The sequence below is a fragment of the Azospirillum fermentarium genome (assembly GCF_025961205.1).
Taxonomy (GTDB): Bacteria; Pseudomonadota; Alphaproteobacteria; order Azospirillales; family Azospirillaceae; genus Azospirillum; species Azospirillum fermentarium.
In genome coordinates, this window is the sequence record NZ_JAOQNH010000002.1 from 1,195,096 (window position 1) to 1,209,476 (window position 14,381).

At 69.5% G+C, this 14,381-nt stretch carries 16 protein-coding genes; 4 read left to right on the forward strand and 12 right to left on the reverse strand.

The window, feature by feature from the left end:
- Positions 1-6 precede the first annotated feature (6 nt).
- The 8 genes from M2352_RS20200 to M2352_RS20235 all read right to left on the reverse strand — a co-directional run bounded on the left by M2352_RS20200 (position 7) and on the right by M2352_RS20235 (position 5,720).
- Positions 7-492 carry a YchJ family protein gene (locus tag M2352_RS20200; RefSeq protein WP_264666299.1) on the reverse strand — a complete coding sequence of 162 codons (486 nt, stop codon included), beginning with the start codon at positions 490-492 and terminating at the stop codon, positions 7-9.
- Between the two features lie 85 nt (positions 493-577).
- Positions 578-1,354, reverse strand: a complete 777-nt coding sequence (locus M2352_RS20205) for an ABC transporter permease (protein ID WP_264666300.1) — start codon at positions 1,352-1,354, stop codon at positions 578-580.
- Positions 1,351-2,151 (reverse strand): ABC transporter ATP-binding protein, encoded by an 801-nt coding sequence (locus M2352_RS20210; RefSeq protein ID WP_264666301.1) that lies wholly within the window; start codon positions 2,149-2,151, stop codon positions 1,351-1,353. The genes M2352_RS20205 and M2352_RS20210 overlap by 4 nt, the downstream gene beginning before the upstream one ends.
- 15 nt (positions 2,152-2,166) lie before the next feature.
- On the reverse strand, positions 2,167-3,192 hold the full coding sequence (locus M2352_RS20215; RefSeq protein WP_264666302.1) for an ABC transporter substrate-binding protein: 1,026 nt from the start codon (positions 3,190-3,192) through the stop codon (positions 2,167-2,169).
- Between the two features lie 201 nt (positions 3,193-3,393).
- On the reverse strand, positions 3,394-3,945 hold the full coding sequence (locus tag M2352_RS20220; RefSeq protein ID WP_264666303.1) for a GNAT family N-acetyltransferase: 552 nt from the start codon (positions 3,943-3,945) through the stop codon (positions 3,394-3,396).
- A 124-nt stretch (positions 3,946-4,069) separates the two neighbouring features.
- Positions 4,070-4,369 carry a hypothetical protein gene (locus tag M2352_RS20225; RefSeq protein ID WP_264666304.1) on the reverse strand — a complete coding sequence of 100 codons (300 nt, stop codon included), beginning with the start codon at positions 4,367-4,369 and terminating at the stop codon, positions 4,070-4,072.
- Between the two features lie 166 nt (positions 4,370-4,535).
- Positions 4,536-5,393, reverse strand: a complete 858-nt coding sequence (gene panC, locus M2352_RS20230) for a pantoate--beta-alanine ligase (RefSeq protein WP_264666305.1) — start codon at positions 5,391-5,393, stop codon at positions 4,536-4,538.
- 162 nt (positions 5,394-5,555) lie between these two features.
- A complete protein-coding gene (locus tag M2352_RS20235) occupies positions 5,556-5,720 on the reverse strand; it encodes a hypothetical protein (RefSeq protein WP_264666306.1) in 165 nt (54 codons plus the stop codon).
- Between the two features lie 336 nt (positions 5,721-6,056).
- On the opposite strand from M2352_RS20235, the gene M2352_RS20240 reads away from it, so the two are divergent.
- A complete protein-coding gene (locus tag M2352_RS20240) occupies positions 6,057-6,869 on the forward strand; it encodes a DUF2189 domain-containing protein (protein ID WP_264666307.1) in 813 nt (270 codons plus the stop codon).
- An 84-nt stretch (positions 6,870-6,953) separates the two neighbouring features.
- Here M2352_RS20240 and M2352_RS20245 read toward each other — a convergent pair whose 3' ends face one another.
- Positions 6,954-8,387: a PI-PLC domain-containing protein gene (locus M2352_RS20245; protein ID WP_264666308.1), complete on the reverse strand. Its 1,434-nt coding sequence runs from the start codon at positions 8,385-8,387 to the stop codon at positions 6,954-6,956.
- A 160-nt stretch (positions 8,388-8,547) separates the two neighbouring features.
- On the opposite strand from M2352_RS20245, the gene pdxR reads away from it, so the two are divergent.
- Positions 8,548-10,002 carry a MocR-like pyridoxine biosynthesis transcription factor PdxR gene (gene pdxR, locus M2352_RS20250; protein WP_264666309.1) on the forward strand — a complete coding sequence of 485 codons (1,455 nt, stop codon included), beginning with the start codon at positions 8,548-8,550 and terminating at the stop codon, positions 10,000-10,002.
- 19 nt (positions 10,003-10,021) lie between these two features.
- Here pdxR and M2352_RS20255 read toward each other — a convergent pair whose 3' ends face one another.
- Positions 10,022-10,219 (reverse strand): DUF1192 domain-containing protein, encoded by a 198-nt coding sequence (locus M2352_RS20255; RefSeq protein ID WP_264666310.1) that lies wholly within the window; start codon positions 10,217-10,219, stop codon positions 10,022-10,024.
- Between the two features lie 96 nt (positions 10,220-10,315).
- On the opposite strand from M2352_RS20255, the gene M2352_RS20260 reads away from it, so the two are divergent.
- Positions 10,316-11,308, forward strand: coding sequence for an NAD(P)H-quinone oxidoreductase (locus tag M2352_RS20260; RefSeq protein ID WP_264666311.1), 993 nt, complete (start codon positions 10,316-10,318; stop codon positions 11,306-11,308).
- A gap of 102 nt (positions 11,309-11,410) precedes the next feature.
- Positions 11,411-11,989, forward strand: a complete 579-nt coding sequence (locus M2352_RS20265; protein ID WP_264666312.1) for a hypothetical protein — start codon at positions 11,411-11,413, stop codon at positions 11,987-11,989.
- Between the two features lie 96 nt (positions 11,990-12,085).
- Here M2352_RS20265 and M2352_RS20270 read toward each other — a convergent pair whose 3' ends face one another.
- Together M2352_RS20270 and M2352_RS20275 are read right to left on the reverse strand one after the other, a co-directional pair.
- A complete protein-coding gene (locus M2352_RS20270) occupies positions 12,086-13,882 on the reverse strand; it encodes an FUSC family protein (protein WP_264666313.1) in 1,797 nt (598 codons plus the stop codon).
- Positions 13,882-14,334 (reverse strand): MarR family winged helix-turn-helix transcriptional regulator, encoded by a 453-nt coding sequence (locus tag M2352_RS20275; protein WP_264666314.1) that lies wholly within the window; start codon positions 14,332-14,334, stop codon positions 13,882-13,884. Before M2352_RS20275 ends, M2352_RS20270 begins: the two co-directional genes overlap by 1 nt.
- Positions 14,335-14,381: the final 47 nt, after the last annotated feature.

A 14,381-nucleotide genomic window follows, 5' to 3' on the forward strand; every position in this document is an offset into this window, starting at 1 on the left:
GCCGCGTTACGCCGCGGCGCCGCAGCACTTCTTGTACTTCTTGCCCGACCCGCAGGTGCAGGGGTCGTTGCGGCCGACCTTCGGCGCGGTGCGCGGCTTCTGGCCCATGATGCCGTCCACGTAGTACCAGCGGCCATCCTCCTTGGCGAAGGTGCCGGTTTCGTGGTGGACGTAGTTCTCGCCCTTGACCGTGAAGCGGGCGACGAACTCCACGTCGCCTTCCGCGTCGTTCTCCCCGCCCTTGACGGCGCGGCGCACCTCCAGCCCGGTCCACTGGCTGTTGGCGGCCCATTCGGCCACGTGCTCGCGGTTGAAGTCGTGACGGGTGGAGGGCAGCAGCGTGTCGTGCAGATAATCCACGTTCTGGGTGCAGAAGGCGGAATAACGCGAGCGCATCAGCGCCTCCGCCGTGGGCGGCAGGGCCGCACCCGACAGGTAGGGGCCGCAGCACTCGGCGAAGGAACGGCCGGAGCCGCAGTGGCAATCGGTCATGACGGAAAACTCCCAACACGGATCGGGCGCTTTCCTACCCCCTTTGCGGCCCGCCCGTCCACCCTTCACCCCGGTCCGGGCCGCATCAATCCGCCACGGGGGCCGTGCGGCGGGTGGCCCACCCGGTCATCCGCCCTTCCACGGCGGCGAACAGGAAATACATCACCACCCCCATGGCAGCGATCACCAGCAGCCCGGCGAACACCAGCGGGATGTCGAACCGCGACGACGCCTGCAGCATCAGGTAGCCGATGCCCTCGTTCGACGCCACCGTCTCGGCGATCACCGAGCCGACGAAGGCCAGCGTCACCGCCACCTTGAGCGAGGCGAAGAAGTAGGGCAGCGACCGCGGCAGCCCCACCTTCACCAGAATGTCCCAGCGTTTCGCCCCCAGCGAGCGCAGCACGTCCTCAAGCTCCGGCTCCAGGGTGGCGAGGCCGGTGGCCACGTTCACCGCGATGGGAAAGAAGCTGATCATGAAGGCGGTGAGGATGGCCGGCACCGTGCCGATGCCGAACCACACCACCAGCACCGGCACCACCGCCACCTTCGGGATGGCGTTGAACCCGATCAGCACCGGGTACAACCCGTGATAGACCAGCGGCGAGGCGCCCACCGCCATGCCCAGCAGCACCCCGCCCACCACCGCCACGGCGAACCCCGCCAGCGTGGTCATCAGCGTGTGGACCGAATGATCCCACAGGGGGCCGGCGTACCGGACGGTGGTGCCGAACACCACCGACGGGGCCGGCAGGATGTATTGCGGCACCGCCAGGGCGTGGCAGGCCACCTCCCACACCAGGAACAGGCCGATCACCACCAGCCACGGCATCACCCGCTGCACCGCCGCCTGCCGCATCATGCCGTCTCCTCGTCCCGTGTCATGGTGCGGGCGCGGCTGATCTCGTCGCGCAACGCATGGACCAGTTCGCCGAAGGCGGGGGTGAAGGTGGTGTCCAGCGTGCGCGGGCGCGGCAGGTCGATGGCGTATTCCGCGATCACCCGCCCCGGCCGGCTGGACAGCACGAACACCCGGTCGGCCAGATAGACCGCCTCGCGCAAATCATGGGTGACCAGGATGCCGGTAAAGCGCCGCTCCATCCACACGTCCTGCAATACCGCCCACAGCTCCTCGCGGGTGAAGGCGTCGAGCGCGCCGAACGGCTCGTCCAGCATCAGCAGCTTGGGCTCGTGGATCAGCGCCCGGCAGAGGGAGGCGCGCTGCTGCATGCCCCCCGACAATTGCCACGGATGCCGCGGCCCGAACCCGGCCAGCCCGACGCGGGCCAGCAGCTGTTCGGCCTTCGCCACATAGGCCGCCCGCTCGCGGCGCAGCCGGCGGCGGTGCGGCTCCACGATCTCCAGCGGCAGCAGCAGATTGTCCAGCGTGGTGCGCCAGGGCAGCAGCGTGGGGTTCTGGAACGCCATGCCGGCGATCTTCAGCGGCCCCGCCACCTCGTGCCCATCGACGATCACGCCGCCGGCGCCGGGCCGTACCAGCCCGGTCACCAGCTTCATCAGGGTGGATTTGCCGCAGCCCGACGGGCCGACCACCGCGGCGAATGCGCCGGGGGCCACGCCGAGCGACAGCCCGTCCACCGCCAGGGTGCCGCCGGCATAGGTCAGCGACACCCGGTCCAGTTCCACAAAGGGGCGCATGGGCCTTGGTCTCCCTTACGGCAGGGTGCGGGCGTCCTTGGGCGGCAGGAAGCCGTCGGTGAAGACATCCCCCGGCGTCAGGGCGGCGGCATAGCCGTAGGTGGCCTTCAGGATGTCCAGCGCCGTCTGCATGCGGGCCGGGTCGATGCCGCCCAGGCCGTTGGCCTTGGCCTCCGGGCTCAGCATCAGCTCGTTGAAGGCCAGCAGCATGCGTTCCTTCTCGATGGCCGGGTCGATCAGCGGATCGCGCTTCTTCAGGGCGGCGATGGCGGCGTCGGGATCCTTCACCGCCTCGATGTGGGCCTTCAGCACCGCGCGGACGAAGCCGGCCAGCGCCTCGGGCTTGGACCGGGCGAACGCCGTGCTGGTGATCAGCGCGTTGGAATAGAGCGTCACACCGTAATCGCGGTAGCGCAGGACCACCATGTCCTGCTCCTTCACTCCCGCCGCCTTCAGCGTCAGGATGCCGGTGGTGAGAAAGCCGGAAATGGCGTCCACCTGTCCCTGCACCAGCATGGTTTCCCGAAGCTGGGGGGAGACGGTCTGCCACGTCACCGCCGCCGGGTCGATGCCGACGGCCTTGGCGAAGGCGGGAAAGATCTGGCGGCCGGAATCCGTCTCCGGTGCCGCCAGCCGCTTGCCGGCCAGATCCTTGGGTGCGGTCACCCCCGCCTTCTTCAGCGCGATCACCGACAGGGGCGAGGCGTCGTAGAGCACGGCCACCGCCTGCAGCGGCACGCCCTTTTCCGCCACGAAGCGGATCATGGGGTTGATGTCGCCGAAGCCGATGTCATAGGCGCCCGAGGCGACCCGCGGCGGCACCGCCCCCGACCCTTCGCCGCGGTCGATGGTCACGTCCAGCCCCTCGGCGGTGAAATAGCCGCGTTCGGCGGCCAGCAGGAATGGCGCCTGCGGCCCCTGGAACGCCCAGTCCAGGGTGACCTTCACCGGCGTGCCCGCCTGGGCCGCGCCCAGCGCCGCCATCAGGGTGCCGGCAGCCAACGCCACGATGCGGGACAGTTTCAAACGGGACGACGCCATCGGACCGGCTCCTCGACAGGTGTTGCGCACCCGTAAACGAGCAATCCCCGTACCAGTTGGCCGATTTTACGGAAGATGGGAAAGGCGTAACGGAAAACCGCGTTTCCGTTACGTCTTTCCCACAGGCGTTGGAGACACACGCACCGCCTCTCTTCCAGGCATGGGCGCGAAAAGGGCGTGATATGCCCGTTTTTCAGGCAATCAGCCCACTTTGGGATCGGCGTCCAGCAGCAACGGCATCAGATCGCGCCAGACGAAGGCGACCTCCTTCTGCTCCGACCCGCCGAAGCGGATGGGGCGCTCGGCCACCTTCTGGCCACCCAGACGCTCATAGAACCAGCGGGACGGGTTGCCGGCCAGACACCATACCAGCGCCGATTGCAGCCCGATGTCCAGCAGCCGTTCCGCCATCACCCCCATCAGCCGGCGCCCGATGCCGCAGCCCTGCGCCTCGTCCAGCAGGTAGAGGGCGTAGAACTCCCCGTCGTACCCGTCGAGCTGCGAGCAGGCCCGGCGCAGACCGCAATGGCCGAACCCCACCACCCCATCGCCCGGCTCCACCGCCACCAACGTGCGGCGGCCCAGATGGGTGGACGACAGGATGGACCGCCAGCGCTGCTGAGCGGAGCTTTCCGACATGGCAACCAGATAGGAGTCCGGCAGCAGCCCCGGATAGGTGGACCGCCAGCTTGTCACATGCACCCGTGCGATGGCGTCGGCATCGCCGGGCACGGCCTCGCGGATAATGGTCAAGGCACCCCTGCCCCGGCCCGGCGGCCGTCCGCCGCCGAACCGTCACTGATGAGTCGGCATGCAGAAAATGTGACACCGGAACGCTTCGGAATCCAGAAGGTTCACGCGGACAACCACCAATCGGTCAGACGAGGACGTCCAAAAGCGAGCCCCGGCCCTGGGCGCGGTAACCGGTGCCGTTGGTGCGGGCCTGGATGGCGTTGGCCATGGTGTCGCGCGACTGGCCGGTTTCGGTGCCGGTGCGGGTGTCGCGGGACTGATCCGCCTTCCCCGACGCCTGGGGCGCCGCGGCGGTCTGGGTGCGGACCTGGGGAACGGTCTGCTGCGCCGCCACCACCGCCGGCGTCACGGCAACCTGCGCCGCCGTGTTCATGGGCGGCTGGGGTTTTGCCTGGATCGGCGATATGAGCGGATTGACTTGCATAATAAAAAATTACGCCCTCCCCCGCCGGTTTACAAGGCGGCACCGGCGGAGACGGGGGGATTTCCACGGCAATCGGCGCAATGGGACGCAATGCCGCGGCTAGGCCGCGGCCACAGGGGGACGCAATGCCGCGGCTGGGCCGCGGCCACAGGAGGCAATGCCGCGGTCAGGCCGCGGCCACCACCGGCATGTTGTCGATCAGCCGGGTGCGGCCCATCCAGGCGGCGGCCAGCAGCCGTGCCGGGCGGGCGGCGGAGGTCACCGGGGCCAGCGACTCGGCATCGCGCAGTTCCACATAGTCGATGGAGGCAAAGCCCGCCGCCGCCAGCCGGGCGCGCACCCCATCCAGCGCCGCCGCCGAATCGCCGCCCGCCGCGATGGCCGCGGCGGCGTCGGACAGGGCGCGGCTGAGTTCCACCGCCCGGCCCCGCTCGTCCGGGGTCAGATAGGCGTTGCGCGACGACAGCGCCATGCCGTCGGCCTCGCGCACCGTGGGCAGCCCCTCCACATGGACCGGGATGTCCAGGTCGCGGGTGAAACGGCGGACCACCTGAAGCTGCTGGTAATCCTTTTCCCCGAACACCGCCACGTCGGGCTGCGCCTGGATGAACAGCTTGGACACCACCAGCGCCACCCCGCCGAACATCTGCGGGCGGAAGGCACCGCACAGCCCCTCGGCCGGGCCGGTCATGGCCATGGAGGTGGCGAAGCCCTCGGGGTACATCTCCCGCACCGACGGCGCGTAGAGCAGGTGGCAGCCCGCCGAGGTCAGCTTGGCGGCATCCCCCGCCTCGTCGCGGGGGTAACGGTCGAAATCCTCGTGCGGGGCGAACTGGGCCGGGTTGACGAAGACGCTGGCGATCACCCGGTCCGCCAGGTCGCGGGCACGGCGCACCAGCCCCAGATGCCCTTCGTGCAGGGCGCCCATGGTGGGCACCAGGGCGACGCTCAGCCCCCCGGCGCGCCAGGCGCCCACCTGCGCGCGCAAATCGGCCACGGTGCGGACGACGGGAAGGCTGCTCATGGGAACGGCTCCATCTGGAGAGGGTTCGGACGCGCTCCGATAGCCCGCCCCGCCCCGCTTGTCCAGCATGGCCGCGCGATTTTGCTCAAAAACGTGAAAAGGGGGGCGCGCCCCACGGGCACACCCCCCTTTTCACCAGACACCACGGATGGAAATCCGGCGTCAGCCGCGCACGGTGAACACCACCATGCCGGCGATGTACGACAGAGCCGCAATCACCATCAGGACCACGGTCACCGCCGGAGCGGCGACGATGGTGCCGATCAGAACGCCCAGCACGACGACGAGCGCGATCAGGGCGAGGAACGTAACGCGGGAGTCTTCCATGTGTCGTAATCCATGAGCGAGATGGGCAAAACGGCGCTCTCCTTACCGGATTTCCGCGCGCCCGTGTGACAGAATCCGCAAATTCCCATCATTTCTTCAAGGTCATTGGCGGAATTGTTGCGCGCCGGCAACTGTCCGCCGCACGGCGCCGGCTCCATCCCCCGGCCGTCACCGCCAAAAGGTGAATCACCGGACGGCCGAGCCCCGTTGCCCTTTGGTTATGAGTCAACGCCTGACTGTTCGCCCATCGAGCTATCTGGCGCACAACCAAGCCGCTTGCTATGTTTTTCACCGGAACCGGAGAATCAGCCGGGCCGTTACAGGGAGACTGGCACCATGGTGGACCTGTCGTCGCATCGCACGCCTGCACCGGCCGCCCACCCGGCGGCAGCCGAATCCTCCACCCCCCGCATCCGCACCATCGACACCAACCGCCCGTGGGTCTGGCTGGCCGCCGGCTGGCGGGATATGTGGGCCGCCCCCATGGTCAGCCTGGGCTATGGGCTGCTGGCGGTGGTCTCCAGCTTCCTGCTGACCGCCGGGCTGGTGATGGCCGAACTCGGTTATCTGGTCCTGCCGCTGGCGGCGGGATTCATGCTGATCGGGCCGATCCTGGCCGTCGGGCTGTACCAGACCAGCCGCCTTCTCGAACAGGGGCAGCGCGTCACGCTGCCGGCCATCCTCGCCGCCTACGCCGCCAACGGGGCGCAGATCGCCGCCATCGGGCTGGTGCTGATGCTGGCGATGCTGGCGTGGATCCGGGTGGCGTTCCTGATCTTCGCCATCTTCTTCTCGTCCGACCCGCCGCCGCTGGACATGCTGGTGGACCGGATCTTCTTCTCCGCCGAAACCATCCCGTTCCTGCTGACCGGGACCATCGTCGGGGGGGTGATCGCCGCCCTGGTGTTCGCCATCAGCGTGATTTCGCTGCCCATGCTGCTGGACCGCGACACCGACGTCATCACGGCCATGGGCACCAGCGTGGAAGCGGTGCGCCACAACATCAAGCCGATGGCGGTGTGGGCCGGGCTGATCGCCCTGTTCATGGCCGCGGGCATGAGCATGGCCTTCGTCGGGCTGGTGCTGACCTTCCCGCTGATCGGCATGGCCTCGTGGCACGCCTACCGGGATCTGGTGGAGCACCGCTGACGGGATCGCCGGAACGGAAAAAGGGGCCGCATCCCGCGGGGGATGCGGCCCTTTTCATTGGCCGGTGAGCGCCGGCCCCAGCCGTCAGCCGTGCGCCTTGGTGTTGGTGAAGCCGAAGCGCATATCCACCAGCCCATAGCGGCCCTGCTCGCGGCCCTGCAGACCGGTCAGCGCAAGGCCGTCCAGCGTCACCACCGCGTGCTCGCCGCCATCCGGGTTGCCCGCGAGCCAGCCGGATTCCTTGCCCGAAGCGGTCCAGAAGCGCAGATCGACGATGCCATAGCCGCCCTGCTCCTTGATCTGGACCTTGGTGATGGCCTCGCCGGGGAAGCAGCGGCTGCGGTTGTCCTGCGACTCCTGGTTGCCGCAGGTCCAGCCGCTTTCCGACACCGCGCCGTTTCCGTCGTTGAACAGCAGCCGGGCGTTGGTGATGCCGTAGCGGGCCTGCTGCTTCACCTCGATCCCGCTGGGCAACCGGCCGGCCGGCGCTTCGATGCGTCCGGTCCAGCCGCCTTCCTTATTGCGGGTCACGCCGTCGGTCCAAAACTCACCGAAATTGCGCGCGATGGCGATGTCCACCGCATCCGAATCCTCGAAGAAGTCGGTGACGATCAGGTTGCAGCGGACAGCGTACCGGGCGTTCAGGAAGGAGCGGAGCCGGCCGGCGCATTTGCCGTTCAGCCAGCGCAGGTCTTGGGTTGCGCTGATGGGATTGATCATGTTCTTGACGCCCGCCACGATGTCGTCCTGGGTGGGCGTCAGGATCCACTGCATCCCGCTCAGCCCGTCACGCGCCGCCGCCGCCCGGGACAGGTGATCCGCGGCCTTTTTCTCAAGGGTGTCGGGAGAATTGGTTTCGAAATAGCCCGCGTTGGCGCGGCTGCGGCCGATGCGCTGGTCGCCGCCGCTGTCCTTCAGCTTATCGTCGTTGCACATCAGGAACAGGCGCGAGCCGGCGGCGGTGATCTCGCCCAGCGTCTTGGACAGGATATGATCGACCGGGGCCAACAGGGGCGCGACCGTCCTGTCGATGATGCCCGCCATTTCGTCATAGTCGCGGGGCTGGAAATCCAGGAGCACCAGATCGACGATGACCACTTCACGGCGCGTATGGCGCAGGAAACCGGCGATCTCCTCCAGCCCCACCGCGGCCTCTTCGCCGACCAGCCCATGGCAGAAGTGGAGCTTGCCGGTCTTTTGCGAGCGCATCACCCGCAGATCGACGTAGCGGATACCCCGTTCGAACTGATTGACAAGGCGCATGGACTGCGCCTTTCCCCAGCCCGCGATGGTCCCGACCAGCTTCGAATAGCCGACCCGTGCGATGATATTGGCGTACGCCCCCGTCCGGAGCCCCTCGATAATCGGCTCCCAACGCTTGTTGTGTTTATCCACCTCGTCATTGATGAAATAGTAGGCACCGCTGTCATGGGTGCCCGGCAGGGTGACATCAATCAGCGTGCACGTTCCCGGCAGAAGATCGCCCATCCAATTGCGCATGTCGATATTATTCAGCATAACAGCCTCTTCTGAAGATTAATTATCATGAAAGGGATGCCGTAAACCGGAATGTTTGCTTTTTGCGAGAGCAGCATTCGAGGCTTCTTTACGCATCGTGCGCAACAAGCGTATGACGTGCCCCCGGCAAGGAGGCTATCCTCCAGTTTTGAAATTCCGCATGGTCCAGATGCTCCGACCTTGGCCGCTCCACATCCCTCTCGACCGGCAGGGTCCGGCCGCCCTCCACAGCCAGATCTCCCAAGCCGTGGCGGCGGGGGTCCGGTCCGGGCGGCTCCCGCCGGGAAGCCCCCTGCCCGGCACGCGGGAACTGGCCGCCCAGTTGGGGGTGAACCGCAAGACGGTTCAGTTGGCCTACGACGATCTCGTCGCCGGCGGCTGGGCCACGGCACAAGGGCGGCGCGGCACCTTCATCGCCCCGGAACAGCCGGCGGCCCTGTGCCCGGCGGCGGACGCCGGGCCGCCCCCCGTAACCGCCCGGCACCGGCGTGTGGTTCCGTCACCGCCGGCACCGGAGATGATCGTGTTCGACGATGGCGCGCCGGACACGCGGCTGGTGCCGGTGACGGCCTTGGCGCAAGCCTACCGCAACGCGCTGCTGCGGCTCAGCTCCGGCAACCGGCTGGCGGACGAACATCCGCTGGGCAACACCGCCCTGCGCCGGTCGATCTCCACCATGCTCAACTTCAACCGGGGCATGGCGACCGTGCCGGAACGGATCTGCCTGACGCGGGGCAGCCAGATGGCGATCTTTCTGGCCGCCCGCCTCCTGACCGGTCCCGGCACCGTGGCCGCCATGGAGGAACCCGGCTATTCCGAGGCACGCGCCGCGTTCCGGGCGGCGGGCGCCGATCTGGCCCCCATCCCGGTGGACCGCGCGGGGCTGCGGGTCGATGCGCTGGAGGAGCTGTGCCGGCACCGGCCCCCGGCGTGCGTCTATGTCACGCCCCACCACCAGTTTCCCACCACCGTCAGCCTGACGCCGGAGCGCCGTCGGCATCTTCTGGACCTGTCCGGCCGTTACGGCTTCACGATCCTGGAGGATGACTACGACCACGAATTCCATTTCGTCCGCGCGCCCATCCTGCCGGTCGCCAGCCTCGATGGGGCTGAGAACATCGTCTACATCGGCACCTTTTCGAAGCTGCTGTCCCCGCACCTGCGGTCCGGCTATCTGACGGGGCCGGCCTGGTTCATCCGCCGGGCCGCGGCGGCGGTCAGGCAGATCGACCGGCTGGGAGATCCGGTGACGGAACTGGCCGTGGCCGACCTGATCGACTCGGGCGTAATCCAGCGCCACCACGAGAAGGCGCGGCACCTGTACGACCAGCGCCGGCAGGCGTTCGGCACGATGCTGCACCAGACGTTCGGCCCCCTGGCCCGCTGCACCCTGCCCGACGGGGGACTGGCCTGCTGGGTGGAGTTCGATGCGCCGTTCGGCGCGGCGGGCTGCGCCGCCCGGATGCGGGCGGCCGGAATCCGCCCGCTGCCCGGCCGGATCTTCTGGGCCGGGAAGCCCAACCCGCAGACGACGCGGATCGGTTACGCGCACATGGCTCCCGCCCAGATGGCCAAGGCCCTGCGCCGCCTGAAACAGGCGTTGTGGCCCCAGTGACCGGACGGGGCCACCCCCCTCAGCGCTTGAACAGCGCCTCCGCCGCCGAGCGGTGGGCCTGCTTGCCGGCGATGGCGGCGCGGGCGCGTTCGATCTCCGCTTCCAGCCCGGCGATGTAGGTCAGCAGCTCATCGACGGACATCACGCCGAGATCCTTCGGCGGCGCCTTGGCCGCCGGCATGGGGCGGGGTTCCAGATCGTCGGTGTCGAGAGCCATCGGTCCAGCCTCCTTCGTCTTTCCCATGCGGGTTGCCAGCATGGGCCGCCGGGGTCTACCGTCCACCCGGCTCATGATCGTGACACGAGGAATACCATGACCGAAGGGATGCGGTGTGTCGAAATCGCCCAGGCCGGCGGACCGGAGGTGCTGCGCCCCGTCACCCGCCCGCGGCCCCGGCCCGCGGCGGGCGAGGTGCTGATCGCGGTGGAGGCGGCGGGCGTCAACCGCCCCGACACGCTCCAGCGCCAGGGCCGCTACGACCCGCCCCCCGGCGCGTCCGACCTGCCGGGGCTGGAGGTCGCGGGCCGCATCGCCGCGGTGGGCGCGGGCGTCACCGGCTGGGCCGCGGGCGACGCCGTGTGCGCGCTGGTGGCCGGCGGCGGCTACGCCCAGTTCTGCACGGCACCGGCCCCGCAGCTCCTCCCCGTTCCCGCCGGCCTGTCCATGGCCGAGGCGGCGGCCCTGCCGGAAACCGTCTTCACCGTCTGGACCAACGTGTTCGAGCGCGGTGGCCTGAAGCCCGGCGAAAGCCTGCTGGTCCACGGCGGGTCCAGCGGCATCGGCACCACGGCCATCCAACTGGCCCGCGCGCTGGGATCGCCCGTCTACACCACCGCCGGCAGCGCCGACAAATGCGCGGCCTGCGAAACGCTGGGGGCCACCCGCGCCATCAACTACAGGACCGAGGATTACCCCACGGTGATCCGCGCGGCGACCCAGGGGCGCGGCGTCGATGTGGTGCTGGACATGGTGGGCGGCGATTACGTGGCCCGCGACATCGACATCATGGCCCCCGACGGGCGTCACGTCTCCATCGCCTTCCTCAACGGGCCGAAGGTCACGCTGAACCTGTTTCCCGTCATGACCAAGCGGCTGACCATCACCGGCTCCACGCTGCGCGCCCGCTCGGTGGCGGAGAAGGGGCGCATCGCCGCGGCGGTGCGGGCCACCGTGTGGCCGCTGGTGGAACAGGGGACGGTGCGCCCGGTGATGCACGCCGCCTTCCCCCTGGAGCAGGCGGCGGAGGCCCACCGCCTGATGGAGTCGAGCGCCCACATCGGCAAGATCGTGCTGACCGTGGCGTGAGATTCCGGCAACGGCGGAAGGATGCCGGCCTTTCCCGATCCCGAGTGCCGTGATAAGCAACGGACTCCATCAACCCGTATCGCTGACCGGACGGAGGATTACATGGCGCGCATCCCTTCCGCCATTCCGGCCCTGGCCCTGATGGCCGTGCTGGTGGCTGCGTGCGAGACGGCGCCGCCCCCGCCACCCCCCGCACCGTCCCAGGCGGCCGAACCGGCCAGCGGCACCGACGGCGAAATCCTGCGGCAGCGGCGCGGGTGGACCGTCACCCTGCACCGCACCGACGGCAAGCCCAGCCTGTGCCTCGCCTCGCGCCTGGGCGCGCCGGGGGCCACGCTGGCCTTTGCCACCACCGCAACGGAAGGGCGGGTGCTGCTGCGCGGTGCCCCCACCAGCGCACAGCCCGGCACCGTCGTCACCCTGAACGCCGTGGTGGAAGGGGCCGAGCCGGTCAACCTGTCGGCCATCCTGCGCACCGACGGCACGCTGGCCGCCGTGCTGCCCTTCGCCCAGTTCGAACAGACCGTCAGCCCCTTCGCCCATGGCCGCCGCGCCACCTTCGAAGGGGCCGCCATCACCCAGCCGCCCAGGCCCATCAACCTGACCGGCAGCGAATGGGCGATCAACTCGGTGCTGGAGTGCCGGATTCTGCACCTGACCGCCGGCGGACAAGGGGCGTAACGGGGCGACCGCCCCGGACCCTTCCGATTTTTATGATGATGAAAAAACGGGGGGTATGGGGGCTGTGCCCCCATGCGGGTGCAGGCGGCAGCCCGCTCACACCAGCCGGCGCGTGGCAAAGAACGCCGCGTTCCCCCGCAACGCCCGCGCTCCGGCCAGCAGAATGGCTGCCTCCGGGCCGTCCACCCGCACCGCGGCACGGTCCAGGGAATCCGCGGCGGCGGCGGGCTTCAGCGACAACGACTGAAGCCGGCGCAGGGCGAGAGCCAAGCGGCGGCGCACCGGGGCGGGGGTATCCACCCGATCCACCACGCGGCGGGCCGACAGAATTGCTTCCCCCACGCTGAAGGCGGCGAGCGCACCGTCGATGGCGGCGGTGTCGCGGCCCTCCACCAGATCGGCCCGCCGTACCAGCCGCAACGTGCGGTGATAGAGCCGTGCCCGCCACCGGCGGGGCGACTCCGCGGCCTGCGATGCCGCCAGGGATTCCAGATCGCGCACGGTCATCGCCACCACGGTGCGCAGCCGCACCGCCGCGTTGACCGGCAGCACCACGCGGAACGACACCAGCGCCAGCCCGATGCCCAGCAGCATGGCCGCCGCCCCGTGCAGCAGCTCCTCCACCCCGCCGTGCAGCGGTGCGGTGGGATGGGCCAGCAGCAGGAAGGCCATGGCGTAATCCAGCGACGGCATGCGGGTCACCGGGTGGGCCATGGCCACCGCGCCCAGCGCCAGGAACGGCGCGGTCAGCACCAGCGCCTCCAGCGGGCCGGGGTCCACCGGCAGCACCGCCAGACGGCAGACCACCGCCGCCACCGCCCCCGCCGCCGATCCCATCAGCACCAGACGCAGCACCCGCACCGGATCGTCGAAGCTGGAGAACAGCGATGCCATCACCGCCGTGCCCAGCATCAGATAGGGTCCGGCCTCCCACCCCGTCGCCACCCACAGCGCCCCTGCGGCCAGCACCGCCGCCAGCGCCCGCACCGACGCCGCGGCCGCCCCGCCCCAATCGCGGTGCAGGCGGATGGCCACGGAGGGCAGCGCCTCGATCCCCTCCCCCGCCGTCAGGGCGGCCAGGGCCGTGCGCACGGCGGCGGTTTCGGGCAAAGGGCCGGCACCCTTGCCGCCCGCGCGGGTGGCGGCCATCAGCGCCAGCACCGCCGCGGCCAGACGCCGGGCGCCGCGGATGCGGCGGTAACCGGCGGGAGAGCCGGAGGCATGGGCGTCGAGCAGGTCGTCCACCGCCGCCAGCTCCGACAGGATGGCGCGTTCACGCTCGGCCACCTCGCGCCCGCCGGCCCCGGTCAGGACGGTGGCGCTCCACGCCAGGGCATCGCCCGCGGCCCCGCGCAGCCGGTCCATCAGCAGCGGTTCCGCCGCCGGGGGCAGGAACAGCCACGACACCAGGGCCGAGGCCGCGATGCCGATGGCCACCGTCACCACCCGCCCGGCGGCCAGCCCCAGCACATGGTCGGGGTGCGGCACGTCCATCAGCGCCACCATGGCGGCGGTGTAGCCGGCCAGCAGCAGCCCGTACGTCTGGAAATGGCGCAGCAGATTGCCGGCCCCGGCGCACAGCGCCACCCACAGCGCCAGCCCGCCGGTCAGCAGCCACGGGTTGCCGCCGCTGCCCAGCACCAGCCCCACCCCCACCACCGAGCCGGCAAAGGTGCCGGTCAGGCGGTAGAGGCTCTTTTCCACCAGCATCCCGCGGGTGGGCTGGGCCACCACCCACACGGTCATGGCGGCCCAATGGGGGCTTTCCAGCCCGAGCGCCGTGGCCAGAGCCAGCGCCAGCCAGCTTGCGAAGGCGGTGCGCAGGGTAAAGCTCAGCCGCGGTCCCTCGAACCCCCGCAGGCCGGCGCGCAATGTGGAGAGAATCGCGGCCATCACGCCCCCCGCCGCTGGGAAAGGGAGGAATCCAGCCGGTCGAAGGCGTCCATCATCATGAGAAGCTCGTCATCGGAAAAATCACTCAGCAGCGTTTCCTCCGCCGCCGTGATCATGGTTTGCATGGTGTCCACCAGCCGCAGCCCGGCGTCGGTCAGGTACAGGCACTTGGCCCGCCCGTCGGCGGGATCGTCGTGCCGTTCCAGCAGCCCGCGCTCCTCCAGAAGGCCGATCAGGCGGACCACGGTGGAGCCGTCCACGCCCAGCGCCGCCGCCAGATCCTTTTGCCGCATGCCGCCGCCCTGGCGGTGCAGGTGGATCAGCGGGCGCCACGCGGCGTCGGTCAGGCCGGCGGCCAGCAGTTCGGCGTCGATGGCCTGCCGCCAGCGCCGCGCCAGCAGCACGAGGCGGAACCCGAAACGGTGCCGGGGATTGGGGGTTGGTGTCGTCATGGGATAATTAGATGATATGTCATCTATTGGGATCAAATGTATTTCTC

Bases quoted from the DNA above. Each gene is read 5' to 3' on its own strand.
- M2352_RS20200 (WP_264666299.1), bottom strand. From the start codon at position 492: ATGACCGATTGCCACTGCGGCTCCGGCCGTTCCTTCGCCGAGTGCTGC.
- M2352_RS20205 (WP_264666300.1), bottom strand. From the start codon at position 1,354: ATGATGCGGCAGGCGGCGGTGCAGCGGGTGATGCCGTGGCTGGTGGTG.
- M2352_RS20210 (WP_264666301.1), bottom strand. From the start codon at position 2,151: ATGCGCCCCTTTGTGGAACTGGACCGGGTGTCGCTGACCTATGCCGGC.
- M2352_RS20215 (WP_264666302.1), bottom strand. From the start codon at position 3,192: ATGGCGTCGTCCCGTTTGAAACTGTCCCGCATCGTGGCGTTGGCTGCC.
- M2352_RS20225 (WP_264666304.1), bottom strand. From the start codon at position 4,369: ATGCAAGTCAATCCGCTCATATCGCCGATCCAGGCAAAACCCCAGCCG.
- panC (WP_264666305.1), bottom strand. From the start codon at position 5,393: ATGAGCAGCCTTCCCGTCGTCCGCACCGTGGCCGATTTGCGCGCGCAG.
- M2352_RS20235 (WP_264666306.1), bottom strand. From the start codon at position 5,720: ATGGAAGACTCCCGCGTTACGTTCCTCGCCCTGATCGCGCTCGTCGTC.
- M2352_RS20240 (WP_264666307.1), top strand. From the start codon at position 6,057: ATGGTGGACCTGTCGTCGCATCGCACGCCTGCACCGGCCGCCCACCCG.
- M2352_RS20245 (WP_264666308.1), bottom strand. From the start codon at position 8,387: ATGCTGAATAATATCGACATGCGCAATTGGATGGGCGATCTTCTGCCG.
- pdxR (WP_264666309.1), top strand. From the start codon at position 8,548: ATGGTCCAGATGCTCCGACCTTGGCCGCTCCACATCCCTCTCGACCGG.
- M2352_RS20255 (WP_264666310.1), bottom strand. From the start codon at position 10,219: ATGGCTCTCGACACCGACGATCTGGAACCCCGCCCCATGCCGGCGGCC.
- M2352_RS20260 (WP_264666311.1), top strand. From the start codon at position 10,316: ATGACCGAAGGGATGCGGTGTGTCGAAATCGCCCAGGCCGGCGGACCG.
- M2352_RS20265 (WP_264666312.1), top strand. From the start codon at position 11,411: ATGGCGCGCATCCCTTCCGCCATTCCGGCCCTGGCCCTGATGGCCGTG.
- M2352_RS20270 (WP_264666313.1), bottom strand. From the start codon at position 13,882: ATGGCCGCGATTCTCTCCACATTGCGCGCCGGCCTGCGGGGGTTCGAG.
- M2352_RS20275 (WP_264666314.1), bottom strand. From the start codon at position 14,334: ATGACGACACCAACCCCCAATCCCCGGCACCGTTTCGGGTTCCGCCTC.